The 25,335-nt window shown below is 53.7% G+C and carries 24 protein-coding genes; 17 read left to right on the top strand and 7 right to left on the bottom strand.

What is annotated here, in order from left to right:
* The first annotated feature begins 402 nt into the window (after window positions 1-402).
* The 16 genes from atpI (at window position 403) to phoU (ending at window position 16,020) form a co-directional block, all read left to right on the top strand.
* A complete protein-coding gene (gene atpI, locus OGV83_RS09925; protein ID WP_012131096.1) occupies window positions 403-783 on the top strand; it encodes a F0F1 ATP synthase subunit I in 381 nt (126 codons plus the stop codon).
* Between the two features lie 8 nt (window positions 784-791).
* Window positions 792-1,607, top strand: coding sequence for a F0F1 ATP synthase subunit A (atpB, locus tag OGV83_RS09920; RefSeq protein ID WP_047460083.1), 816 nt, complete (start codon window positions 792-794; stop codon window positions 1,605-1,607).
* Between the two features lie 47 nt (window positions 1,608-1,654).
* On the top strand, window positions 1,655-1,894 hold the full coding sequence (atpE, locus tag OGV83_RS09915; RefSeq protein ID WP_000429386.1) for a F0F1 ATP synthase subunit C: 240 nt from the start codon (window positions 1,655-1,657) through the stop codon (window positions 1,892-1,894).
* A gap of 59 nt (window positions 1,895-1,953) precedes the next feature.
* Window positions 1,954-2,424, top strand: a complete 471-nt coding sequence (gene atpF / locus OGV83_RS09910) for a F0F1 ATP synthase subunit B (RefSeq protein ID WP_003827022.1) — start codon at window positions 1,954-1,956, stop codon at window positions 2,422-2,424.
* Between the two features lie 14 nt (window positions 2,425-2,438).
* Complete coding sequence (atpH, locus tag OGV83_RS09905) at window positions 2,439-2,972, top strand: F0F1 ATP synthase subunit delta (RefSeq protein ID WP_012000833.1); 534 nt, start codon at window positions 2,439-2,441, stop codon at window positions 2,970-2,972.
* A gap of 12 nt (window positions 2,973-2,984) precedes the next feature.
* A complete protein-coding gene (gene atpA / locus OGV83_RS09900) occupies window positions 2,985-4,526 on the top strand; it encodes a F0F1 ATP synthase subunit alpha (protein ID WP_012000831.1) in 1,542 nt (513 codons plus the stop codon).
* Between the two features lie 50 nt (window positions 4,527-4,576).
* The gene (gene atpG, locus OGV83_RS09895; protein WP_047460091.1) at window positions 4,577-5,440 is read left to right on the top strand and encodes a F0F1 ATP synthase subunit gamma; all 864 of its coding nucleotides are present in this window, start codon (window positions 4,577-4,579) and stop codon (window positions 5,438-5,440) included.
* Window positions 5,441-5,466: 26 nt separating this feature from the next.
* Window positions 5,467-6,849 carry a F0F1 ATP synthase subunit beta gene (atpD, locus tag OGV83_RS09890; protein WP_012000829.1) on the top strand — a complete coding sequence of 461 codons (1,383 nt, stop codon included), beginning with the start codon at window positions 5,467-5,469 and terminating at the stop codon, window positions 6,847-6,849.
* 20 nt (window positions 6,850-6,869) lie between these two features.
* A complete protein-coding gene (locus OGV83_RS09885; RefSeq protein ID WP_012000828.1) occupies window positions 6,870-7,289 on the top strand; it encodes a F0F1 ATP synthase subunit epsilon in 420 nt (139 codons plus the stop codon).
* Between the two features lie 312 nt (window positions 7,290-7,601).
* Complete coding sequence (glmU, locus tag OGV83_RS09880) at window positions 7,602-8,972, top strand: bifunctional UDP-N-acetylglucosamine diphosphorylase/glucosamine-1-phosphate N-acetyltransferase GlmU (protein ID WP_058668322.1); 1,371 nt, start codon at window positions 7,602-7,604, stop codon at window positions 8,970-8,972.
* Window positions 8,973-9,213: 241 nt separating this feature from the next.
* Window positions 9,214-11,043, top strand: coding sequence for a glutamine--fructose-6-phosphate transaminase (isomerizing) (gene glmS / locus OGV83_RS09875; RefSeq protein ID WP_012000825.1), 1,830 nt, complete (start codon window positions 9,214-9,216; stop codon window positions 11,041-11,043).
* 319 nt (window positions 11,044-11,362) lie between these two features.
* Window positions 11,363-12,403, top strand: coding sequence for a phosphate ABC transporter substrate-binding protein PstS (gene pstS / locus OGV83_RS09870; protein WP_024130085.1), 1,041 nt, complete (start codon window positions 11,363-11,365; stop codon window positions 12,401-12,403).
* 144 nt (window positions 12,404-12,547) lie between these two features.
* On the top strand, window positions 12,548-13,507 hold the full coding sequence (pstC, locus tag OGV83_RS09865; protein ID WP_012000823.1) for a phosphate ABC transporter permease PstC: 960 nt from the start codon (window positions 12,548-12,550) through the stop codon (window positions 13,505-13,507).
* Complete coding sequence (gene pstA / locus OGV83_RS09860; protein WP_012000822.1) at window positions 13,507-14,397, top strand: phosphate ABC transporter permease PstA; 891 nt, start codon at window positions 13,507-13,509, stop codon at window positions 14,395-14,397. Before pstC ends, pstA begins: the two co-directional genes overlap by 1 nt.
* Before the next feature lie 110 nt (window positions 14,398-14,507).
* Window positions 14,508-15,281, top strand: coding sequence for a phosphate ABC transporter ATP-binding protein PstB (gene pstB / locus OGV83_RS09855; RefSeq protein ID WP_012000821.1), 774 nt, complete (start codon window positions 14,508-14,510; stop codon window positions 15,279-15,281).
* Window positions 15,282-15,294: 13 nt separating this feature from the next.
* Complete coding sequence (gene phoU, locus OGV83_RS09850; protein WP_012000820.1) at window positions 15,295-16,020, top strand: phosphate signaling complex protein PhoU; 726 nt, start codon at window positions 15,295-15,297, stop codon at window positions 16,018-16,020.
* A gap of 121 nt (window positions 16,021-16,141) precedes the next feature.
* On the opposite strand, the gene yieH is transcribed toward phoU, so the two are convergent.
* Complete coding sequence (gene yieH, locus OGV83_RS09845; RefSeq protein WP_153257974.1) at window positions 16,142-16,807, bottom strand: 6-phosphogluconate phosphatase; 666 nt, start codon at window positions 16,805-16,807, stop codon at window positions 16,142-16,144.
* A gap of 164 nt (window positions 16,808-16,971) precedes the next feature.
* Here yieH and adeP point away from each other — a divergent pair, with 164 nt between their 5' ends.
* The gene (adeP, locus tag OGV83_RS09840; RefSeq protein WP_012000818.1) at window positions 16,972-18,309 is read left to right on the top strand and encodes an adenine permease AdeP; all 1,338 of its coding nucleotides are present in this window, start codon (window positions 16,972-16,974) and stop codon (window positions 18,307-18,309) included.
* 125 nt (window positions 18,310-18,434) lie between these two features.
* Here the strand turns inward: adeP and OGV83_RS09835 are convergent, their stop codons facing one another.
* From OGV83_RS09835 to yidC, 6 genes are all read right to left on the bottom strand, one after another.
* Complete coding sequence (locus OGV83_RS09835; RefSeq protein WP_012000816.1) at window positions 18,435-19,001, bottom strand: NADPH-dependent FMN reductase; 567 nt, start codon at window positions 18,999-19,001, stop codon at window positions 18,435-18,437.
* Between the two features lie 40 nt (window positions 19,002-19,041).
* Entirely contained in the window at window positions 19,042-19,794 is a 753-nt protein-coding gene (locus tag OGV83_RS09830; RefSeq protein ID WP_049008775.1) for a 4'-phosphopantetheinyl transferase family protein, read from the bottom strand.
* A 147-nt stretch (window positions 19,795-19,941) separates the two neighbouring features.
* The gene (gene yidZ, locus OGV83_RS09825) at window positions 19,942-20,901 is read right to left on the bottom strand and encodes an HTH-type transcriptional regulator YidZ (protein ID WP_199972331.1); all 960 of its coding nucleotides are present in this window, start codon (window positions 20,899-20,901) and stop codon (window positions 19,942-19,944) included.
* On the bottom strand, window positions 20,870-22,042 hold the full coding sequence (locus OGV83_RS09820; RefSeq protein WP_114848143.1) for an MFS transporter: 1,173 nt from the start codon (window positions 22,040-22,042) through the stop codon (window positions 20,870-20,872). Before OGV83_RS09820 ends, yidZ begins: the two co-directional genes overlap by 32 nt.
* A gap of 180 nt (window positions 22,043-22,222) precedes the next feature.
* Window positions 22,223-23,587: a tRNA uridine-5-carboxymethylaminomethyl(34) synthesis GTPase MnmE gene (gene mnmE / locus OGV83_RS09815; protein ID WP_024130083.1), complete on the bottom strand. Its 1,365-nt coding sequence runs from the start codon at window positions 23,585-23,587 to the stop codon at window positions 22,223-22,225.
* Between the two features lie 101 nt (window positions 23,588-23,688).
* Window positions 23,689-25,335 (bottom strand): membrane protein insertase YidC, encoded by a 1,647-nt coding sequence (gene yidC / locus OGV83_RS09810; protein ID WP_012000810.1) that lies wholly within the window; start codon window positions 25,333-25,335, stop codon window positions 23,689-23,691.

The raw sequence follows: 25,335 nt of genomic DNA, 5'->3' as shown, positions 1-25,335 counted from the left end.
TTATTATAAATGTCAATGAATGGTTTTTGGCTTGTAACCGGGTGTTTTTTAAATAGTGAGTGATTTTAGGCTTAAATATCAGAAAGATGAAAAGGCATCATTTGCCAAGTAAATAAATACTGCCGGGGCGAATATGCTCAATATGTGATCCGAAGCACGCTTTATCACCAGTATTTACGCGCCATTTGCAGTTTTGCATGATCGTTCACAGTTTGATGAAAAGTGATAAATGTGCACCAGGGAAAAATATTTAAACATTTATTCACCTTTTAGCTACTTATTGTTTGAAATCACGAGGGCGCACCGTATAATTTGACCGCTTTTTGATGCTTGACTCTAAGCCTTAAAGAACGTTTTATACGACACGCGGCATACCTCGAAGGGAGCAGGAGTAAAAACGTGATGTCTGTGTCGCTCTTGAGTCGAAACGTTGCTCGTAAGCTTCTGTTCATTCAGCTTCTGGCGGTAATAGCAAGTGGATTGCTGTTTAGCCTCAAAGACCCCTTCTGGGGCGCTTCCGCCTTATGCGGAGGCCTGGCAGTGTTGCTGCCTAACATGTTGTTTATGATATTTGCCTGGCGTCACCAGGCGCATACACCTGCGAAAGGCCGCGTGGCCTGGTCATTCGCCTTCGGCGAAGCCTTCAAGGTGTTAGCGATGCTGGTTCTACTGGTGGTGGCGTTGGCGGTTTTTAAGGCGGTATTTTTGCCGCTGATCGTTACGTGGGTTTTGGTGCTGGTGGTTCAGATACTGGCGCCGGCTGTAATTAACAACAAAGGGTAAAAGGCATCATGGCTTCAGAAAATATGACGCCGCAGGATTACATAGGACACCATCTGAACAACCTTCAGCTGGACCTGCGTACATTCTCGCTGGTGGATCCGCATAACCCCCCAGCCACCTTCTGGACGCTCAATATTGACTCCATGTTCTTCTCGGTGGTGCTGGGTCTGTTGTTCCTGCTTATGTTCCGCAGCGTAGCCAAAAAGGCGACCAGCGGCGTACCAGGTAAATTTCAGACCGCGATTGAGCTGGTCATCGGCTTTGTGCATGGTAGCGTGAAAGACATGTACCATGGCAAAAGCAAGCTGATTGCGCCGCTGGCCCTGACGATCTTCGTCTGGGTATTCCTGATGAACCTGATGGACTTACTGCCTATCGATCTGCTGCCGTATATCGGCGAGCATATCTTCGGTCTGCCGGCACTGCGTGTCGTTCCGTCCGCTGACGTGAACATCACCCTGTCGATGGCGCTGGGCGTATTTATCCTCATTCTGTTCTACAGCATCAAAATGAAAGGCATCGGCGGCTTCACGAAAGAGTTGACGCTACAGCCGTTCAATCACTGGGCGTTCATCCCTGTCAACTTAATCCTTGAAGGGGTAAGTCTGCTGTCCAAACCGGTATCACTCGGTCTGCGACTGTTCGGCAACATGTATGCCGGTGAGCTGATTTTCATTCTGATTGCTGGTCTGTTGCCGTGGTGGTCACAGTGGATTCTGAATGTGCCGTGGGCCATTTTCCACATCCTGATCATTACGCTGCAAGCCTTCATCTTCATGGTTCTGACGATTGTCTATCTGTCGATGGCGTCTGAAGAGCATTAATTTTACCAACACTACTACGTTTTAACTGAAACAAACTGGAGACTGTCATGGAAAACCTGAATATGGATCTGCTGTACATGGCTGCCGCTGTGATGATGGGTCTGGCGGCAATCGGTGCTGCGATCGGTATCGGCATCCTCGGGGGTAAATTCCTGGAAGGCGCAGCGCGTCAACCTGATCTGATTCCTCTGCTGCGTACTCAGTTCTTTATCGTTATGGGTCTGGTGGATGCTATCCCGATGATCGCTGTAGGTCTGGGTCTGTACGTGATGTTCGCTGTCGCGTAGTAAGCGTTGCTTGAATTAAGAGCAATATCAGAACGTTAACTAGATAGAGGCATTGTGCTGTGAATCTTAACGCAACAATCCTCGGCCAGGCCATCGCGTTTGTCCTGTTCGTTCTGTTCTGCATGAAGTACGTATGGCCGCCGTTAATGGCTGCCATCGAAAAACGTCAAAAAGAAATTGCTGACGGTCTTGCTTCCGCAGAACGAGCACATAAGGACCTTGACCTTGCAAAGGCCAGCGCGACCGACCAGCTGAAAAAAGCGAAGGCGGAAGCTCAGGTAATCATTGAGCAGGCGAACAAACGTCGCGCTCAGATCCTGGATGAAGCCAAAACTGAAGCAGAGCAGGAACGTACTAAAATCGTGGCCCAGGCGCAGGCGGAAATTGACGCCGAGCGTAAACGTGCCCGTGAAGAGCTGCGTAAGCAAGTTGCTATCCTGGCTGTTGCTGGCGCCGAGAAGATCATCGAACGTTCCGTGGATGAAGCTGCTAACAGCGACATCGTGGACAAACTTGTCGCTGAACTGTAAGGAGGGAGGGGCTGATGTCTGAATTTGTTACGGTAGCTCGCCCCTACGCCAAAGCAGCTTTTGACTTTGCCGTCGAACACCAAAGTGTAGAACGCTGGCAGGACATGCTGGCGTTTGCCGCCGAGGTAACCAAGAACGAACAAATGGCAGAGCTTCTCTCTGGCGCGCTGGCGCCGGAAACGCTCGCTGAGTCGTTTATCGCAGTCTGCGGTGAGCAGCTGGACGAAAACGGTCAGAACCTGATTCGGGTGATGGCTGAAAATAATCGTCTGAACGCGCTCCCGGATGTTCTGGAGCAGTTTATTCACCTGCGCGCCGCGAGTGAGTCCACCTCTGAAGTTGAGGTAACTTCCGCCACCGCATTGAGTGAAGAACAGCTTGCGAAAATTAGCGCTGCGATGGAAAAACGTCTGTCACGCAAAGTTAAGCTGAATTGCAAAATCGATAAGTCTGTAATGGCAGGCGTTATCATCCGAGCGGGTGATATGGTCATTGATGGCAGCGTACGCGGCCGTCTTGAACGCCTTGCAGACGTCTTGCAGTCTTAAGGGGACTGGAGCATGCAACTGAATTCCACCGAAATCAGCGAACTGATCAAGCAGCGCATTGCTCAGTTCAATGTTGTGAGTGAAGCTCACAACGAAGGTACTATTGTTTCTGTAAGTGACGGTGTTATCCGCATTCACGGCCTGGCCGATTGTATGCAGGGTGAAATGATCTCCCTGCCGGGTAACCGTTACGCTATCGCACTGAACCTGGAGCGCGACTCTGTAGGTGCGGTTGTGATGGGTCCGTACGCTGACCTTGCCGAAGGCATGAAGGTTAAATGTACTGGCCGTATCCTGGAAGTTCCGGTTGGCCGTGGCCTGCTGGGCCGTGTGGTTAACACCCTGGGCGCGCCAATCGACGGTAAAGGTCCGGTTGAGCACGACGGCTTCTCTGCTGTTGAAGCTATCGCGCCGGGCGTAATCGAACGTCAGTCCGTTGATCAGCCAGTTCAGACGGGTTATAAAGCCGTTGACTCCATGATCCCAATCGGTCGTGGTCAGCGTGAATTGATCATCGGTGACCGTCAGACCGGTAAAACCGCTCTGGCAATCGACGCCATCATCAACCAGCGTGATTCCGGCATCAAGTGCGTCTACGTGGCTATCGGCCAGAAAGCGTCCACCATCTCTAACGTGGTTCGTAAGCTGGAAGAACACGGCGCGCTGCAAAATACCATCGTTGTGGTTGCAACCGCATCTGAATCTGCCGCACTGCAATACCTGGCGCCGTATGCCGGTTGCGCAATGGGCGAATACTTCCGCGATCGCGGCGAAGATGCGCTGATCATCTACGATGACCTGTCCAAACAGGCTGTTGCTTATCGTCAGATCTCCCTGCTGCTCCGTCGTCCGCCAGGACGTGAAGCATTCCCGGGCGACGTATTCTACCTCCACTCTCGTCTGCTGGAGCGTGCTGCGCGTGTTAACGTTGAATACGTTGAAGCCTTCACGAAAGGTGAAGTGAAAGGGAAAACCGGTTCTCTGACTGCGCTGCCGATTATCGAAACCCAGGCGGGTGACGTTTCTGCGTTCGTTCCGACCAACGTAATTTCTATTACCGATGGTCAGATCTTCCTGGAAACCAACCTGTTTAACTCTGGTATTCGTCCTGCGGTTAACCCGGGTATCTCCGTATCCCGTGTTGGTGGTGCAGCGCAGACCAAGATCATGAAGAAACTGTCCGGTGGTATCCGTACCGCGCTGGCACAGTATCGTGAACTGGCGGCGTTCTCCCAGTTTGCATCTGACCTTGACGATGCAACCCGTAAACAGCTTGACCACGGTCAGAAAGTGACTGAACTGCTGAAACAGAAACAGTATGCGCCGATGTCCGTTGCGCAGCAGTCTCTGGTTCTGTTCGCGGCAGAACGTGGTTATCTGGCGGATGTAGAACTGGCGAAAATCGGTAGCTTCGAAGCCGCTCTGCTGGCTTACGTCGACCGTGATCACGCTCCGTTGATGCAAGAGATCAACCAGTCCGGTGGCTATAACGACGAAATCGAAGGCAAGCTGAAAGGCATCCTCGATTCCTTCAAAGCAACCCAGTCCTGGTAACGTCTGGTGGCCTGCCTTAAGGCAGGCCGCAAGGCATTGAGGAGAAGCTCATGGCCGGCGCAAAAGAGATACGTAGTAAGATCGCAAGCGTCCAGAACACGCAAAAGATCACTAAAGCGATGGAGATGGTCGCCGCTTCCAAAATGCGTAAATCGCAGGATCGCATGGCGGCCAGCCGTCCTTATGCAGATACCATGCGCAAAGTGATTGGTCACCTTGCGAACGGTAATCTGGAATATAAGCACCCCTATCTGGAAGAACGCGACGTTAAGCGCGTGGGCTACCTGGTGGTGTCGACCGACCGTGGTCTGTGCGGTGGCTTGAACATTAACCTGTTCAAGAAACTGCTGGCGGATATGAAAGCATGGTCCGATAAAGGCGTTCAGTGCGACCTCGCAATGATCGGCTCTAAAGGCGTGTCTTTCTTTAGTTCCGTAGGTGGCAATGTTGTCGCCCAGGTGACGGGTATGGGGGATAACCCATCCCTGTCCGAACTGATCGGCCCGGTAAAAGTGATGTTGCAGGCCTATGATGAAGGCCGTCTGGACAAGCTTTACATTGTCAGCAACAAATTTATTAACACCATGTCTCAGGTTCCGACTATCACTCAGCTGCTGCCGTTACCGGCTTCAGAAGATGATGAACTGAAACGTAAAACCTGGGATTACCTGTACGAACCCGATCCGAAAGCGCTGCTGGATACCCTCCTGCGTCGCTATGTGGAATCTCAGGTTTATCAGGGCGTGGTAGAAAACCTGGCCAGCGAGCAGGCCGCACGTATGGTGGCGATGAAAGCCGCGACCGACAATGGCGGTAGCCTGATTAAAGAGTTGCAGTTGGTATACAACAAAGCTCGTCAGGCCAGCATTACTCAGGAACTCACCGAAATCGTCGGTGGTGCATCCGCGGTATAACCAGGTTAATTCGTAGAGGATTCAAGATGGCTACTGGAAAAATTGTCCAGGTAATCGGCGCCGTAGTTGACGTCGAGTTCCCTCAGGATGCCGTACCGCGCGTGTACGACGCCCTTGAGGTGCAGAATGGTAATGAACATCTGGTGCTGGAAGTTCAGCAGCAGCTCGGTGGCGGTATCGTACGTACCATCGCCATGGGTTCTTCCGACGGCCTGCGTCGTGGTCTGGATGTGAAAGACCTTGAGCACCCGATCGAAGTCCCGGTAGGTAAAGCAACGCTGGGTCGTATCATGAACGTACTGGGCGAACCAGTAGATATGAAAGGCGAGATCGGTGAAGAAGAGCGTTGGGCTATCCACCGTGCGGCACCGTCCTACGAAGAGTTGTCAAACTCTCAGGAACTGCTGGAAACCGGTATCAAAGTTATCGACCTGATGTGTCCGTTCGCGAAGGGCGGTAAAGTGGGTCTGTTCGGTGGTGCGGGTGTAGGTAAAACCGTAAACATGATGGAGCTGATCCGTAACATCGCGATCGAACATTCCGGTTACTCCGTGTTTGCGGGCGTAGGTGAACGTACTCGTGAGGGTAACGACTTCTACCACGAAATGACCGACTCCAACGTTATCGACAAAGTATCCCTGGTTTACGGCCAGATGAACGAGCCGCCGGGAAACCGTCTGCGCGTTGCGCTGACCGGCCTGACCATGGCGGAGAAATTCCGTGACGAAGGTCGTGACGTTCTGCTGTTCGTCGACAACATCTACCGTTACACCCTGGCCGGTACGGAAGTATCCGCACTGCTGGGTCGTATGCCTTCAGCGGTAGGCTACCAGCCGACCCTGGCGGAAGAGATGGGTGTTCTGCAAGAACGTATCACCTCCACCAAAACCGGTTCTATCACTTCCGTACAGGCGGTATACGTACCTGCGGATGACCTGACTGACCCGTCTCCAGCCACCACCTTTGCGCACCTTGACGCAACCGTGGTACTGAGCCGTCAGATTGCGTCTCTGGGTATCTACCCGGCCGTTGACCCGCTGGATTCCACCAGCCGTCAGCTGGACCCGCTGGTTGTTGGTCAGGAGCACTACGACACCGCGCGTGGCGTACAGTCTATCCTGCAACGTTACCAGGAACTGAAAGACATCATCGCCATCCTGGGTATGGATGAACTGTCTGAAGAAGACAAACTGGTGGTAGCTCGCGCACGTAAGATCCAGCGCTTCCTGTCCCAGCCGTTCTTCGTGGCAGAAGTATTTACCGGTTCTCCGGGTAAATACGTCTCCCTGAAAGACACCATCCGTGGCTTTAAAGGCATCATGGAAGGCGAATACGATCACCTGCCGGAGCAGGCGTTCTACATGGTCGGTTCCATCGACGAAGCCGTGGAAAAAGCCAAAAAACTTTAACGCCTTAATCGGAGGGTGATATGGCAATGACTTACCACCTGGACGTCGTCAGCGCAGAGCAACAAATGTTCTCTGGTCTGGTCGAAAAAATCCAGGTAACGGGTAGTGAAGGTGAACTGGGTATTTACCCGGGCCACGCGCCGCTGCTCACCGCCATTAAGCCTGGTATGATCCGCATCGTTAAACAGTTCGGTCATGAAGAGTTTATCTACCTGTCTGGCGGCATTCTTGAAGTGCAGCCTGGCAGTGTGACCGTACTGGCTGATACCGCGATTCGCGGCCAGGATCTCGACGAAGCGCGAGCTCTGGAAGCGAAACGTAAGGCTGAAGAGCGCATTAAGAGCTCTCATGGTGACGTGGATTACGCTCAGGCATCTGCGGAACTGGCCAAAGCGATCGCCAAACTGCGCGTTATCGAGTTGACCAAAAAAGCGATGTAACACCGGCTTGAAAGCATAAAAACCAGTCTGAAATCAGGCTGGTTTTTTTTTGCCTGAATGTTATTCCGTGCTGTCTCATCTTTATTCATGGGTCAAAAAAATAGCAAAAACATTAACCTAAGCCTTTAATGAAAGGTAAGTCTGACTTTTCTGAAGACAAAAGGCAGGGTGATGAACGAAAATATCCCATTAACAAGCGGTGAAAACCCCGCGTTGAGCGTTTTCTCTTCTACCCATTTCACGATGAAAAAAATGTAGTATTTTCAATGTGAAACGGTATAAATTCGTTCTCAAATTACAGTCAGGACGCGTATGTTGAATAGTGCTATGAGCGTAGTGATCCTTGCCGCAGGCAAAGGCACGCGTATGTATTCCGATCTTCCTAAAGTGCTGCATACCCTTGCGGGAAAAGCGATGGTTCAGCATGTCATTGATGCCGCTAATGAATTAGGCGCATCTCAGGTGCATCTGGTCTATGGTCACGGCGGCGATCTGCTTAAAAACACCCTTAAAAATGACAACCTGAACTGGGTTTTGCAGGCAGAGCAACTGGGGACGGGTCATGCGATGCAGCAGGCGGCGCCGTTCTTTAGCGATGACGAAGACATTTTAATGCTCTATGGCGATGTGCCGCTGATCTCTGTGGAAACCTTACAGCGTCTGCGTGACGCCAAACCGCAGGGCGGCATTGGTTTGTTAACCGTGAAGCTGGATGATCCGAGCGGTTACGGTCGTATTACGCGTGAGAACGGTAAAGTGACCGGCATCGTTGAGCATAAAGATGCCACCGACGAACAGCGTCAGATCCAGGAAATTAATACCGGTATCCTGATCGCTAATGGTGCGGACATGAAGCGCTGGCTGGCGAAACTGACCAACAATAATGCTCAGGGTGAATATTACATTACCGACATCATTGCGCTGGCGTATCAGGAAGGCCGCGAAATCGCTGCTGTACACCCGGATCGTTTAAGCGAAGTGGAAGGCGTAAACAACCGTCTGCAACTCTCTCGTCTGGAACGCGTTTATCAGTCCGAGCAGGCTGAAAAGCTGCTGCTGGCCGGTGTGATGCTGCGCGATCCCGCGCGTTTTGACCTGCGCGGCGCTCTCACCCACGGGCGCGATGTTGAAATTGATACTAACGTTATCATCGAAGGCAACGTCACGCTGGGTCACCGCGTGAAGATTGGCGCGGGTTGCGTTATTAAAAACAGCGTAATTGGCGATGACTGTGACATCAGCCCGTACAGCGTGGTGGAAGATGCGCACCTGGAAGCGGCCTGTACTATTGGTCCGTTTGCCCGTCTGCGCCCTGGCGCGGAACTGCGGGAAGGCGCTCATGTCGGCAACTTCGTTGAAATGAAAAAAGCGCGTCTGGGGAAAGGTTCGAAAGCGGGCCACCTGAGCTATCTGGGTGATGCGGAAATTGGCGACAACGTGAATATCGGCGCGGGCACCATTACCTGCAACTACGATGGCGCAAATAAATTCAAAACGATTATTGGCGATGATGTGTTTGTCGGTTCTGATACTCAACTGGTGGCACCAGTTACCGTGGGTAAAGGTGCGACCATCGCCGCCGGCACAACCGTTACCCGCAATGTCGCGGATAACGAACTGGTGTTAAGCCGCGTGCCGCAGGTGCATAAGCAGGGCTGGCAGCGTCCGGTGAAGAAGAAGTAAGTCTTTTTGCCGGATGGCGGCTTTGCCTTATCCAGCCTACGTTCGATGATGTTCTGTAGGCCGGATAAGCATAAGCGCCATCCGGCAGATGAGGGATGAGGCGATAAAGATATATCGCTCGCCCAAAAGCAGTACCTATAAAAATAGCCCCACTCTCTACAAGGCTCGGGGCGCCCGGAATACGGGTATTAACAGGTCAGCGACAACGACAGGCTTAATGCCAAAATCGGAATTAAATACTATGTGTGGAATTGTTGGCGCTATCGCGCAACGTGATGTAGCTGAAATCCTTCTCGAAGGTTTACGTCGTCTGGAATACCGTGGTTATGACTCTGCCGGTCTGGCTGTGGTTGATGCGGAAGGTCACATGACCCGTCTGCGTCGCCTTGGTAAAGTACAGATGCTGGCTCAGGCAGCGGAAGACCATCCTCTGTCTGGCGGCACTGGTATTGCTCACACCCGCTGGGCGACCCACGGCGAACCTTCGGAAGCAAACGCGCATCCGCATGTTTCTGACCACATTGTGGTGGTGCATAACGGCATCATCGAAAACCATGAACCACTGCGTGAAGAACTAAAAGCGCGTGGTTATACCTTCGTTTCTGAGACCGACACCGAAGTGATTGCTCACTTAGTGCACTGGGAGCTGGAACAGGGCGGGACGCTGCGTGAAGCGGTTATGCGTGCGATTCCGCAACTGCGCGGTGCGTACGGCACGGTAATCATGGATACCCGTCACCCGGATACGCTGCTGGCGGCGCGCTCTGGCAGTCCGCTGGTTATCGGTCTGGGTATGGGCGAAAACTTTATCGCTTCCGACCAGCTGGCACTGCTGCCGGTAACCCGTCGCTTCATCTTCCTGGAAGAAGGCGATATTGCGGAAGTGACCCGTCGTTCGGTCTCCATTTTCGATAAATCCGGCGCGGAAGTGAAACGTCAGGATATCGAATCCAGTCTGCAATATGATGCGGGCGATAAAGGTATTTACCGTCACTACATGCAGAAAGAGATCTACGAACAGCCGAATGCGATTAAAAATACGCTGACCGGGCGTATCAGCCACGGTGAAGTGGATTTAAGCGAGCTGGGGCCAAAAGCGAACGAACTGCTGTCTCAGGTTGAACATATTCAGATTATCGCCTGCGGCACGTCGTATAACTCCGGTATGGTCTCTCGCTACTGGTTTGAATCGCTGGCCGGTATTCCGTGCGACGTCGAAATCGCCTCTGAATTCCGCTATCGCAAATCTGCCGTACGTCGTAACAGCCTGATGATCACCCTGTCTCAGTCTGGCGAAACGGCGGATACCCTTGCCGGTCTGCGCCTGTCGAAAGAGCTGGGCTATCTGGGTTCTCTCGCCATCTGTAACGTTCCGGGTTCTTCCCTGGTGCGTGAATCCGATCTGGCGATGATGACCAACGCCGGGACTGAAATCGGCGTGGCCTCCACCAAAGCGTTTACCACTCAGCTGACCGTTCTGCTGATGCTGGTGGCGAAGCTGGCGCGTCTGAAAGGTCTGGATGCGTCTATCGAGCACGATATTGTTCACGGTTTGCAGGCGCTGCCGAGCCGTATCGAACAGATGCTGTCTCAGGACAAGCGTATCGAAGCGCTGGCGGAAGATTTCTCTGACAAACACCATGCCCTGTTCCTGGGCCGTGGCGATCAGTATCCGATCGCGCTGGAAGGCGCGCTGAAGCTGAAAGAGATCTCTTATATTCACGCAGAAGCGTATGCGGCAGGTGAGCTGAAACATGGCCCGCTGGCGCTGATCGACGCAGATATGCCGGTTATCGTGGTGGCGCCGAACAACGAACTGCTGGAAAAACTGAAATCCAACATCGAAGAAGTCCGCGCCCGTGGCGGCCAGTTGTACGTCTTCGCCGACCAGGATGCCGGTTTTGTCAGCAGCGACAACATGCACATCATTGAGATGCCGCATGTGGAAGAGGTGATTGCACCGATCTTCTACACCGTTCCGCTGCAACTGCTGGCGTATCACGTTGCGCTGATCAAAGGCACCGATGTGGACCAGCCGCGTAACCTGGCGAAATCGGTTACCGTTGAGTAATCGTGATGATGCCCTGCGAAAGCGGGGCATTTTTTTCTGCGCTGTTCTGTTTTTAATCAATTCTCCCGTCGTTTTAATGTGACAAACCGTCATCTTCAGCTACTGTTTTCAGTGTCATAAAAAGAAAATTTTCATGAAATCGCATTGTCATGAAGTGAATTAACTGATTGTTTATAAATTATTTTTTCTGTGATTTATTTCATCAGTTTTCGTTGTCATAAAACTGTCATATTTCGTACATTTAACTGTCACCTGTTTGTCCTATTTTGCTCATCGTAGCCACTTAACAATGATTTACGAAAATCTTGCAGGAGACATTATGAAAGTCATGCGTACCACTGTCGCAACTGTTGTCGCCGCGACCTTATCCATGAGCGCGTTCTCTGCTTTCGCAGCAGCGAGCCTGACAGGTGCAGGTGCAACTTTCCCTGCGCCGGTGTATGCCAAATGGGCTGATACCTATCAGAAAGAGACCGGTAGCAAAGTAAACTACCAGGGTATCGGCTCCTCCGGTGGTGTAAAACAAATTACGGCTAACACCGTTGATTTCGGTGCATCCGACGCTCCGCTGTCTGACGAAAAACTGGAGCAGGAAGGTCTGTTCCAGTTCCCGACCGTCATTGGCGGCGTAGTGCTGGCGGTGAATATCCCGGGTCTGAAGTCTGGCGAACTGGTGCTGGATGGGAAAACCCTGGGTGACATCTACCTGGGTAAAATTAAGAAGTGGGATGATGAAGCCATCACCAAACTGAACCCGGGTCTGAAACTGCCTTCTCAGAACATCGCCGTTGTGCGTCGTGCAGATGGTTCCGGCACCTCCTTCGTTTTCACCAGCTACCTGGCGAAAGTGAACGAAGAGTGGAAATCTAAAGTCGGCGCTGGCTCTACCGTTAACTGGCCGACCGGTCTGGGCGGTAAAGGTAACGACGGTATCGCCGCATTCGTACAGCGTCTGCCGGGCTCTATCGGCTATGTTGAATACGCTTATGCGAAGCAAAATAACCTGGCTTACACCAAACTGATTTCAGCGGATGGTAAACCCGTAAGCCCGACCGAAGAGAGCTTTGCTAACGCCGCGAAAGGCGCTGACTGGAGCACCTCTTTCGCTCAGGATCTGACGAACCAGCAAGGTGACGATGCGTGGCCAATCACTTCCACCACCTTCATCCTGGTCCACAAAGAGCAGAAGAAACCTGAGCAGGGCGCTGAAGTGCTGAAGTTCTTCGACTGGGCATACAAAAATGGCGGCAAACAGGCGAATGACCTGGATTACGCCAGCCTGCCGGACAGCGTTGTTGAGCAGGTTCGTGCAGCATGGAAGACCAATGTGAAGGACAGCAGCGGTAAAGCGCTGTACTAATAGAATATCTTTAACGAACTGGCGGATGGCGCTACGCTTATCCGCCCTACAGTTCCGACTGTAGGCCCGATTTGTAGGCCGGATAAGCGTAGCGCCATCCGGCATGGGCAACTTCGTAAACGCGTTTAATGGAAAGAGTAATTTATGGCTGCAACCAAGCCTGCTTTTAACCCGCCGGGTAAAAAGGGTGACATGATATTCAGCGCGCTGGTAAAACTGGCTGCGCTGATTGTGCTATTGATGTTGGGTGGCATTATTGTCTCGCTGATTATCTCCTCCTGGCCAAGCATTGAGAAGTTTGGCTTCTCGTTCCTGTGGACTAAAGAGTGGGACGCGCCAAACGATATCTACGGCGCGCTGGTTCCCATTTATGGCACGCTGGTTACCTCGTTTATCGCTCTGCTGATCGCTGTTCCGGTGAGCTTCGGTATTGCCCTGTTTCTGACGGAACTGGCGCCGGGCTGGCTGCGTCGCCCGCTGGGCATCGCCATCGAACTGCTGGCGGCTATCCCCAGTATCGTCTACGGCATGTGGGGCCTGTTTATCTTCGCGCCGCTGTTTGCCACCTGGTTCCAGGAACCGGTCGGGAATATTCTTTCCAACATTCCGTTTGTTGGCGCACTGTTCTCCGGCCCGGCATTTGGTATCGGTATTCTGGCGGCGGGCGTTATTCTCGCCATTATGATTATTCCTTACATCGCGGCCGTTATGCGCGATGTCTTCGAACAAACCCCGGTGATGATGAAAGAGTCGGCCTATGGCATCGGCTGCACCACCTGGGAAGTTATCTGGCGTATCGTCCTTCCGTTCACCAAAAATGGGGTGATTGGCGGCGTTATGCTGGGACTGGGTCGTGCGCTGGGAGAAACCATGGCGGTGACCTTTATCATCGGTAACACCTACCAGCTCGACAGCGTTTCGCTGTACATGCCGGGCAACAGTATCACCTCTGCGCTGGCGAACGAATTTGCCGAAGCGGAGTCTGGTCTGCACGTTGCCGCGTTGATGGAACTGGGTCTGATTCTGTTTGTGATTACCTTCATTGTGCTGGCGATTTCTAAGCTGATGATTATGCGTCTGGCGAAGAATGAGGGGGCACGCTAATGGCTACGCTTGAAATGCAAACGACCGCAGAACTGGCGGAATCCCGCCGTAAAATGCAGGCTAAGCGCCGCACGAGAAACCGCATCGCATTGACGCTCTCAATGGCGACGATGGCGTTTGGGCTGTTCTGGCTCATCTGGATCCTGATGTCCACCATTACGCGTGGTTTCGACGGCATGTCGCTGGCGCTGTTTACTGAAATGACGCCGCCGCCGAATACCGCTGGCGGTGGTCTGGCGAACGCCCTGGCGGGGAGCGGACTGTTAATTTTGTGGGCGACGGTATTTGGTACGCCGCTTGGCATCATGGCGGGGATCTACCTGGCGGAATATGGCCGTAAATCCTGGCTTGCGGAAGTGATCCGTTTCATTAACGACATCCTGCTTTCCGCGCCGTCTATCGTGGTCGGTCTGTTTGTTTACACCATCGTGGTGGCGCAGATGGAGCACTTCTCCGGTTGGGCGGGCGTGATTGCGCTGGCGCTGCTACAGGTGCCTATCGTCATTCGTACCACAGAGAACATGCTGAAACTGGTGCCGGATAGCCTGCGTGAAGCGGCTTATGCGCTGGGGACGCCGAAATGGAAAATGATCTCGGCGATTACCCTGAAAGCCTCGATTTCCGGGATTATCACCGGCGTACTGCTGGCGGTTGCCCGTATTGCGGGTGAAACCGCGCCGCTGCTCTTTACTGCGCTTTCCAACCAGTTCTGGAGCACCGACATGATGCAGCCTATCGCTAACCTGCCGGTCACTATCTTTAAATTTGCGATGAGTCCGTTTGCGGAGTGGCAGCAACTGGCCTGGGCTGGGGTGTTGATCATTACCCTGTGCGTATTGTTGCTGAATATTCTGGCGCGCATCATTTTTGCGAAGAGTAAACACGGTTGATTTCAGGTGCCGGATGGCGGCGTAAACGTCTTATCTGGCCTACAGATGTGAACAGCGGTTAATTTTTTACGGCGCGGCCAACGGCGACGCCGAATGAGGAAGAGATTGAAATGAGTATGGTTGATACTGCTCCGGGTAAGATTCAGGTTCGTGATTTGAACTTCTACTACGGCAAATTCCATGCCCTGAAGGATATCAACCTGGATATCGCGAAGAACCAGGTCACGGCGTTTATTGGGCCGTCTGGCTGTGGTAAATCCACACTGCTGCGTACCTTTAACAAAATGTATTCGTTGTATCCAGAGCAGCGCGCGGAAGGCGAGATCCTGTTGGATGGCGATAATATCCTCACCAACACCCAGGATATCGCTCTACTGCGTGCCAAAGTGGGGATGGTGTTCCAGAAGCCGACGCCGTTCCCGATGTCTATCTATGACAACATCGCTTTTGGCGTGCGCCTGTTTGAGAAACTGTCTCGCGCCGATATGGACGAACGCGTTCAGTGGGCGTTGACCAAAGCCGCATTATGGAACGAAACCAAAGATAAATTGCACCAGAGCGGGTACTCTCTCTCGGGTGGTCAGCAGCAGCGTCTGTGCATTGCGCGTGGTATCGCCATTCGCCCGGAAGTTCTGCTGCTGGATGAGCCGTGTTCAGCGCTGGACCCGATTTCCACCGGGCGTATTGAAGAGCTGATCACTGAGCTGAAGCAGGACTACACCGTGGTGATCGTGACGCACAACATGCAGCAGGCTGCGCGTTGTTCCGACCACACGGCGTTTATGTATCTGGGCGAGTTGATTGAGTTCAGCAACACGGACGATCTGTTCACTAAGCCCGCGAAGAAACAAACCGAAGATTATATTACTGGCCGCTACGGTTGATTTGGAGCTAACCATGGACAACCTAAACCTTAACAAACATATTTCCGGCCAGTTCAACGCAGAACTGGAAAGCATCCGCACCCAGGTGATGACTATGGGCGGCATGGTGGAGCAACAGCTTTCTGATGCGATCACCGCGATGCATAATCAGGATAGCGAACTGGCGAAGCGCGTTATTGACGGCGATAAGCACGTCAACATGATGGAAGTGGCGATCGATGAAGCGTGCGTGCGCATCATTGCCAAACGCCAGCCGACAGCGAGCGACCTGCGCCTGGTGATGGCGATCATCAAAACCATCGCTGAACTGGAGCGCATTGGCGACGTGGCGGACAAAATTTGTCGTACCGCGCTGGAGAAATTCTCCCACCAGCATCAGCCGCTGCTGGTGAGCCTGGAGTCGCTGGGGCGTCACACCGTACAGATGCTGCATGACGTGCTGGACGCGTTCGCGCGAATGGATATTGACGAAGCGGTGCGTATCTACCGTGAAGATAAGAAAGTTGACCAGGAATACGAAGGTATCGTGCGTCAGCTGATGACCTACATGATGGAAGATTCGCGCACCATTCCAAGCGTGCTGACCGCGCTGTTCTGCGCACGCTCCATTGAGCGTATCGGTGATCGCTGCCAGAATATCTGCGAATACATCTTCTACTTCGTGAAGGGGCAAGACTTCCGTCACGTCGGCGGTGATGAACTGGATAAGCTGCTGGCGGGGAAAGATCCGAAGGAATAAGCGGCTTGTTGCGTTCGCCGGGATCCCCCGGCGTCGCTATTGTAGGCCGGATAAGGCGTTACGCCGCATCCGGCATTCTGCGCCATTCGCCTGATGGCGCTTTGCTTATCAGGCCTACGGTTTAATCGACGATATTCCAACCCCGCGCTTTCCACAATCCCGGCAACTGTGCCAGATCGGTAAACGTCGTTACTTTTGGATGATCGATCGGTTTGTTGTGCGGATCGGCGCAGAAGTAGAACACCTCCATTCCCGCATCGATTCCCGACCGGGCGCCGGCACTGGAGTCATCCACCAGAATGCAATTCTCCACGTTAACGTTCATGGCTTTTGCCGCGTGGAACATCAGAGCCGGATCGGGCTTCCAGCGTTGAATGTCATAGCCGCTGAACAATTTTTCTGGAAAATGATGCAACATGCCCAGCTTGCCCAGTGAATGCTGCATTTTGCTGACCGGGCCGTTAGAGACGACGCACATCGGCACCGTCATACTGTCCAGCAGCGCATTCGCCCCTGCGATTACCTCCAGTTCTGAGTCGAACAGGCGTGCGACCTCGGCGCGGTAAACGGGTTCTAAATCCGTTTTTGCTAACGACACACCCTGCTCCTCGTTAATGATATCGATGATTTCGTAGAGTTTTACGCCTTTAAAGCGTTTGAACACCTCTTCGAGATCGAGCGTGATGCCGAATTCCTGGAACATCGCGACATACGCGCGGGAGCAAATGACTTCACTGTCGACCAGCGTACCGTCGCAGTCGAAAAATACCGCTTGAATCTGGGACATGCTTTCTTTTCTCGCTAGTTTAACGTTTTCGTAATGCCTTATTGTGCGACGCAATCGTTGCCGTATAAGCAAATTCAATGAAAAAAGTGTCTCACAACTGCCCTTATTGTCGCATTTTGGTATAGGATAGCGACGAATTTTCCCTCCTTGTTCGGAAATAGATAATGAGTCAACAACACACCACCCAGACTTCTGGTCAGGGTATGCTGGAACGCGTGTTTAAACTGCGCGAACATGGCACGACGGCACGAACCGAAGTGATCGCCGGTTTTACCACCTTCCTGACGATGGTTTACATCGTTTTTGTTAACCCGCAGATTCTTGGCGTTGCTGGCATGGACACCAGCGCCGTCTTCGTTACTACCTGTCTTATCGCGGCGTTCGGCAGCATTCTGATGGGGCTGTTTGCTAATTTACCGGTCGCGCTGGCGCCGGCTATGGGTCTGAACGCGTTTTTCGCCTTCGTGGTTGTTGGCGCGATGGGGCTGTCCTGGCAGGTTGGTATGGGCGCAATCTTCTGGGGAGCGATCGGCCTGCTGCTGCTGACCATCTTCCGCGTGCGTTACTGGATGATTGCTAACATTCCGGTCAGTCTGCGCGTGGGCATCACCAGCGGTATCGGCCTGTTTATCGGCATGATGGGGCTGAAAAACGCAGGCGTTATCGTCGCGAACCCGGAAACCCTGGTGAGCATCGGTAATCTGACCTCTCACAGCGTACTGCTCGGCGTGCTGGGCTTCTTCATCATCGCTATTCTGGCATCACGTAACATTCATGCCGCCGTGCTGGTCTCTATTATTGTAACGACGCTGCTCGGCTGGATGATGGGTGATGTGCATTACAACGGCATTGTCTCTGCGCCGCCAAGCGTTAGCTCTGTGATCGGGCATGTGGATCTGGCGGGCTCGTTTAACATTGGTCTGGCTGGCGTGATTTTCTCCTTCATGCTGGTGAACCTGTTCGACTCCTCCGGTACGCTGATTGGCGTTACCGACAAAGCCGGTCTGGCTGATGAGAAAGGTAAATTCCCGCGGATGAAGCAGGCGCTGTTTGTCGATAGCGTCTCTTCTGTGACCGGGGCGTTTATCGGAACCTCGTCGGTTACCGCCTATATCGAGTCCTCATCCGGCGTATCCGTCGGCGGGCGCACGGGCCTGACCGCCGTTGTTGTCGGTTTGCTGTTCCTGCTGGTTATCTTCCTGTCGCCGCTGGCGGGAATGGTGCCGGGTTATGCCGCTGCCGGGGCGCTGATCTATGTTGGCGTACTGATGACTTCCAGTCTGGCGCGCGTGAAATGGCAAGACCTTACCGAGTCTGTTCCGGCGTTTATTACTGCCGTGATGATGCCGTTCAGCTTCTCGATTACCGAAGGTATCGCGCTGGGCTTTATCTCTTACTGTGTGATGAAAATCGGCACCGGACGTCTGCGTGAGCTGAGCCCTTGCGTGGTGGTTGTGGCGTTGTTGTTTGTGCTGAAGATTGTGTTTATCGACGCGCACTAATTGCCGCTGATACGGCGCTGCGCGAGGTGTCCTGGCCTGATAAGCGTAGCGCCATCAGGCAAATTTGATAGCCGGATGGCGGCCAAACGCCTTATCCGGCCTGCGGCCCTACGCGCGCGCTGTTATCACGCTTTAACGCGCTGAATGTAATCGCCAAACGCGGTTAGCTGGCCGGTAAGATGATCAATCGTGCTTTGATCAACCACTTCCCCGGTTTGCGGGTCAACTTTGTTCTGAATCACGCCGCCCATAAACTCCGGTTTGTTCATTACCATCGCATCAAGGAATACCAGAATCTGGCGCAGATGATACTGACAGCGAGCGCCGCCGATTGCCCCCATTGAGCTGGTCTGGATCAGCACCGGTTTCCCGGCTAACGGCTGTTCTGGCAGGCGGGACAGCCAGTCGATCGCGTTTTTCAGTCCGCCAGGCACCGAGTAGTTGTATTCCGGTGTGACGATGACGACGCCGTCCGCTTTACGGATTTGCTCCGCCAGCGCTTCAACGCTCGCCGGGAACCCCTCTTCCTGCTGCACATCAGCGTCATACAGCGGAATATCGCCAATCGAAGGTAATGCGCTGACCTCCATGCCTGCCGGGGCAATTTTCGGCAGCGTGCGGGCGACCATACCGTTAAATGAACCTTTGCGCAGGCTCCCCAGTAACGTAACAACATTCAACGTTTCGGACATGATTACTCCTTTTCATCATGGCGGCCGGGACAGGGCCGAATCAGCTAAGTGTATAAGATGACTTTGCTGTGGATAATTGAGCGAATCGCATCAGGCGACCAGTGGGTTCATTCGCCCGGGTCTGGATATCGGCCAGGCTTTTCCATCCTTGCTTACTATCAAACTCCCAAACATTCAGTTTTTCAATGGCTGGCGTAACCGCCACCGACCAGACCAGAATATCTTCCGCGTCGCATATTGCCTCCACCTGCGTAACGTGGGCGCATTTCAGGCGGCCTGCGCCGGGAAGGAGTTGGAGTTCACGCGGATCGTCATTCAGTACGTCACCGGTTAGCTTTAGCACGCTCTGGCGTAAGGTGATCAGTTGCGCGCGCGCTTCGTTGGGATCGCTCTGATTGTTGATCCACAGATTTTCGTTGCTGGAGAACGCCGGGCTCTCGGCTGAAAGTGGGCTATGGAATCCTCGTATGGCTCGCTGTAATTCCATATCCAGGCCGCATTCCCCCTCCGTTGTCAGCACCACGCCTACCATATTCCCGGCATATGAGATGGAGAACGCAGGCAGATTTTTATCGCGAAAGACAGGCTTCCCTTTGGCCTGAATAGCAATTTCCGGCAGCTCGCTGGTTCCGTAGAGCATAAACATCAGTTCAGCGAGTAAGCCGCGTGAAGCCAAAAAACGTGTCCGGCGGTGAGCGGGAAGGTTTCTGGCTTCGATGTGGCATGGAGAAGGCAGACGGACTGAAATCAGGTGTCCCTCCGTAAGAATCCCTCTGGCAAAATGTGTCGCCATTTTTCGCTCCGTGATTAATGGTCCGTGATTATTACGAGAGTAACATTTACGTAGATTATGGACAGGTTTTACTGGTCAAAAGTTCGACAAAAACAGCGGCGCTTACGCGACTTTTACATTTCTGACGCGGTCGTGGTTAATTTACCGTCAGGAGAGGTGGCTATAGAGCGTTTTGATGGTCTCTTTTAACCAGATAATTTTAGGGTTATGGCTGTTACGTTTATGCCAAAGGAGGGTAAAAGGCACCATCAGCTTTTCTCGCTGGGCGGCGTCAAAAGGGAGAGGACGCGCGGCCAACGGGAGCTGGTGGAGCTGGTTATAACGCTGGCAGTAGAGAGGCGCGGTCGCCAGCAGCGAGTGGTTCGGCTGGGCGGCCATAAACAGCGATTGTTCAAACCCCGGTAAACTTAAGGCGATGTTGCGTTTACGGCCCATCTCCTGCAATACATCATCCAGCGCCCAGGTGTCGCTTTGCTCCCAGCAAATGCTGATATGCGGATAGCGTAAAAATGTTTCCAGATTCCACTCTTCTTGTAGCGCCGGGTGATCTTCCCGCAGCCAGACCCAGGGGAGATCGCTGAACAGGACTTCAAAATCGATAGACAGCGGCAGCAGGCTGAGAAGCTCCCGCGAACGGGGATGGCTCTCCCTTCCGGTAAAGCCGAGATCCACCTCGCCGCGTGTGATGGCATCCAGCGAGTCGTAATCCCAGTTACGCACCTTGATTGTGGCCTGCGGATAGCGCTGATAAATCTGCTGCGACAGAGAATTGAACATGATCATTACCAGCGGCGACTCTGCCGCCAGTTCAAATTTCAGGCCGCGTGGCGATTCGTGATGTGGTTTATCAAGCAGCTGATTGCTCATCTGCATCCAGTCCGCCAGGCTTTGCTCCATATTGACCATCAGCGGCGTTGGCGTCAGCCCCAGCGGCGTGTTCACAAACAGCGGGTCATCAAACCATGTTCGCAGCTTTGACAGCGATTTACTCACCGCCGAGGGCGTGACGTTCATCCGCTTCGCCGCTTTGGTGACGCTGCGCTCCTGCATCAGAAGCTGCAAACATAACAACAGATTAAGATCGAGACTGGTGATGGATTTTTTCATAGTGCGCTGCGGGCTGTATGGTCATCAGTAACAGGATACAGACCATGCTACAGCCAATCAGAATCCCGATCAGCATATTCAGGGCGTTAAAGCCAATGACTGCCGCCAGCCATATCCACAGCGATGACCCGCAGACCTGTGCAATGCCGAGTACAGAGCTTGCGACGCCAGCACGCAGTGAGAATGGGCCTAATGCCTGGCTCATCGCCACGCCAAAGCCAACCGAAAAACCCGCGCAGATGAGCGTCAGGCCAAAGAGCGTGACGGCGTGAGAGGATGAGAGGCTGAGTACGATGCCCGCAGCCAGAAACAGCCCTTGCGACGTGAGCATCAGCGTGCGCGGTTTAAATACGCTCAGCGCAAAGGGCGTTGAGAACGACACCGCCATGCTGATGCCTGCCGTCAGCGCCATTGTGGTGGCGTATTCACCGCGATCAAAGCCCATCATTTCCATGAGCAACACCGGCGAGGTGTTTACAAATGTGAGGATCACCGACACGCTCAACGTGGTGATCGCCAGACGGCTGAGGAAAAAGCGGTTGAGCAGCGACTCTGCATTTTGCTGAGGGCGCGAGATCGATGAGCATGTTGCCGGGCGCGTTTCTTTCAGGATAAACACCGAGAGCAGGCATACCGCGATACCCATCGCTATCATCGTGTAAAACAGACTTTGCCACGGGAATTTAAGCATAATCAAATGCCCTAACACTGGCGCTAATACCGGTACAATGCAGGTAATTCCGTTTAATAGCGATAACACTTTCGCCCGGCGGCGATCGTCCAGCGTGTCGCGCAAAATCGCAAACGCCACCACATAACAGCACCCCGCCCCGATGCCCTGAATAAAGCGCCCGGTCAGGAACAGCGACCCGTCCGTTGCTCGTGAGCAAAGCATGGAGGCGATGATGAATATCACCGCGCCCGCTATCGCCACCGGTTTGCGCCCTGACTGGTCTGCAACTTTACCCGCAAACAGCATTGCGGTAGCCATCCCGGCCAGGTATACCGAAAACGCGATGTGCAGCTGCGCCTCGCTGGCGTTCAGATCGGCGGCAATACGGGGTAAACCGACCAGATACATGTCGATACCGGCTGGGTAGAGTAAAACAAGGGCAAAACTACAGATTAGAAAGCGGGTCATAGCGTCCTCACAATAAGCGTGGCGCTAAGAATACGGGGAGCTTTTCAGTGACGCGAGTTGCCATTTGGACAACGGTGATTTCCTGTGAGGAAATTTATTATTGCCGGATGGCGGCTTTGCCTTATCCGGCCTACAGATTTAGTCGGCCCGGTAAGCGTAGCGCCACCGGGCAAAACAACATCACTTGCCAATACAGAAGCTGGAGAAAATACGGCCCAGCAGATCGTCGGAGGTAAACTCGCCGGTGATCTCACTCAGCGCCTGCTGCGCCAGACGCAGCTCCTCCGCCAGCAGTTCGCCAGCCCAGGCGCCAAGCAGCTGTGATTTGCCCTGCTGGAGATGTTCTGCGGCTTCTGCCAGCGCCTGAAGATGGCGACGGCGGGCAAGGAAGCCGCCTTCCATATTGGTGTCAAAGCCCATGCTTTGTTTGAGATGGTTACGCAACACATCCACGCCTTCGCCGGTACGGGCGGAAAGACGGACAAGTGAGTGACCATTCACCTCGCTGATACCCAGCGTCTCGCCAGTGATGTCAGCTTTGTTGCGCACAACGGTGATCGGCAGTTTCGCCGGTAAACGGGCGATAAAGTCCGGCCAGATTTCCGCCGGATCAACGGCATCGGTGGTTGTGCCATCCACCATAAACAGCACGCGGTCGGCCTGTTCTATCTCCTGCCAGGCGCGCTCAATCCCAATACGTTCCACTTCATCGCTGGCATCGCGCAGACCGGCGGTATCGATGATGTGCAGCGGCATTCCGTCGATGTGAATATGCTCGCGCAGCACGTCGCGGGTGGTGCCAGCGATATCGGTGACAATGGCGGCCTCACGGCCCGCCAGGGCGTTCAGCAGGCTCGATTTCCCGGCGTTAGGGCGTCCGGCAATGACCACCTTCATCCCTTCACGCAGCAGGCTGCCCTGACGCGCTTCGGCGCGTACCGCATCGAGATCGGCGATCACGCCGTTGAGCTGGGCTTCAATTTTGCCGTCGGAGAGGAAGTCGATCTCCTCGTCCGGGAAGTCAATGGCCGCTTCCACATAGATGCGCAGGTGAGTGAGTGCTTCCACAAGATGATTCACACGCGCGGAAAATGCCCCCTGTAGCGAGTTCAGCGCCGAGCGTGCCGCCTGCTCGGAACTGGCGTCGATCAGGTCGGCAATCGCTTCTGCCTGGGCTAAGTCGAGCTTGTCATTGAGGAACGCGCGCTCGGAGAACTCGCCCGGTCTGGCAATGCGCAGGCCGGGGAGCGTCAGAATACGTTTTAACAGCAGGTCGAGAATGACCGGGCCGCCATGCCCTTGCAGTTCCAGTACGTCTTCACCAGTGAACGAGTTCGGGCCAGGAAACCACAGCGCGATCCCCTGATCCAGCGCCGTGCCATCGGCATCTTTAAACGGCAGGTAATCGGCGTAACGCGGTTTTGGTAGCTTGCCCAATACGGCTTCGGCCACCTCGCGCGCCTTGAGGCCGGAAATGCGCAGGATACCGACGCCACCGCGTCCCGGTGGGGTAGCCTGGGCGACGATAGTGTCGTTATGGCTCATGATCTTCTCTTTTTTGCTAATAAAAAAGGCGGTCAATTGACCGCCCTGTCATCGCTGTTCTGATTGCCGGGTGGCGCTACGCTTACCCGGCCTACATGGAATCAGGAGCTTTTCTTCTCGCGGCTATGCAGGCCACGTTTCTCCAGACCACGGTAAATCAGCTGCTGCTGGATGATGGTTACCAGGTTGCTGACGATATAGTACAGCACCAGACCTGACGGGAACCACAGGAAGAATACCGTGAAGATGACCGGCATAAAGGTCATGATCTTCTGCTGCATCGGGTCGGTCACGGTGGTCGGAGACATCTTCTGGATGAAGAACATCGTCACGCCCATCAGGATCGGCAGGATGTAGTACGGGTCCTGTGCGGACAAGTCATGGATCCACAGTGCGAACGGCGCATGACGCAGTTCAATGGAGCCCATCAGCATGTAGTACAACGCCAGGAAGATAGGCATCTGGATGATCAGCGGGAAGCAGCCGCCCAGCGGGTTAACCTTCTCAGCTTTGTACAGGGCCATCATTTCCTGGCTCTGACGCTGTTTGTCATCGCCCAGACGCTCGCGCATAGCCTGAATCTTCGGCTGTAGCATACGCATCTTCGCCATGGAGGTGTACTGCGCTTTCGTCAGCGGGTACATGATGCCACGAACGATAAAGGTGATAACGATGATGGAGAAGCCCCAGTTACCCAGGAAGCTATGAATCCATTTCAGCAGTTTGAACAGCGGCTGAGAGATGAACCACAGCCAACCGTAATCAACGGTCAGATCCAGGTGCGGTGCAACGGCCGCCATTTTATCCTGAATTTCCGGGCCAACCCACAGGGTGCTGGTCATTGCGCCAGTCTGACCCGGCTGTACCAGAACCGGCTGAGATTTATAGCCGATAGCGGCAATGCCGTTACCCAGATTAGCGGTATAGAAGTTATTGGTGCCGTCGTTACGCGGAATCCATGCCGTTGCGAAGTACTGCTGCAACATGGCGACCCAACCGCCGTTGGAGCTGACGTTCAGGTTTTCGTTATCGGCAATAGTGTCGAATTTGTATTTTTCGTACTTCTCATCCGGCGTGGAGTACGCCGCGCCACGGAAGGTATGCAGTGCAAAGTTGCTGCTACCGGTGTCGCGATGAGACGGCAGATTGATGGATTGCTTCAACTGACCAAAGGTGGAGATCTCCAGCGGTTTCTCACCGGCGTTCTGCACGCTGTAGTTGACGTTGACCGCATATTCACCGCGTTTGAGGACAAACGTTTTGGTGAAGGTGTTGCCAGCGGCGTCAGTCCAGGTCATCGGAACATGCAGTTCGTTCTGGCCATCCGCGAGGACAAACGTGTCGTTATCGACGCTGTACAGCGGACGCGGGCCGTTAGCCGGGTTATCCGGGCCGTCACGACCGGTCAGGCCGCTCTGCGCCTGGTAGATAAACTGCGGAGTCGTTTCCAGCAACTGGAACGGTTCTTTAGAACCCAACTCTTTCGGGTAAGTTGGCAGCAAGGCCTGCTCAACATCACCGCCACGGGTGTTGATGGTCAGATCAAGCACGTCGGTCTTAACCGTAATCAGTTTCCCCTGGCCACTGGCCGGTACGCCCTGGTCGGCGGCGCTACCCGCTGCGGTGGTCGTTGTCTGCGTGGTCTGTTGGGTCTGAGGCTGCGGATTTTTATCCTGCTCCCAGGCTTGCCAGATCATGAAAGACACGAACAGCAAAGCGATGACTAAAAGATTGCGTTGCGAATCCAT

Origin of the sequence: Citrobacter sp. CK189, assembly GCF_030333505.1 — a bacterium.
In the GTDB taxonomy this organism is placed as follows: domain Bacteria; phylum Pseudomonadota; class Gammaproteobacteria; order Enterobacterales; family Enterobacteriaceae; genus Citrobacter_B; species Citrobacter_B koseri.
This window is presented reverse-complemented; position numbering and strand designations above follow the sequence as displayed.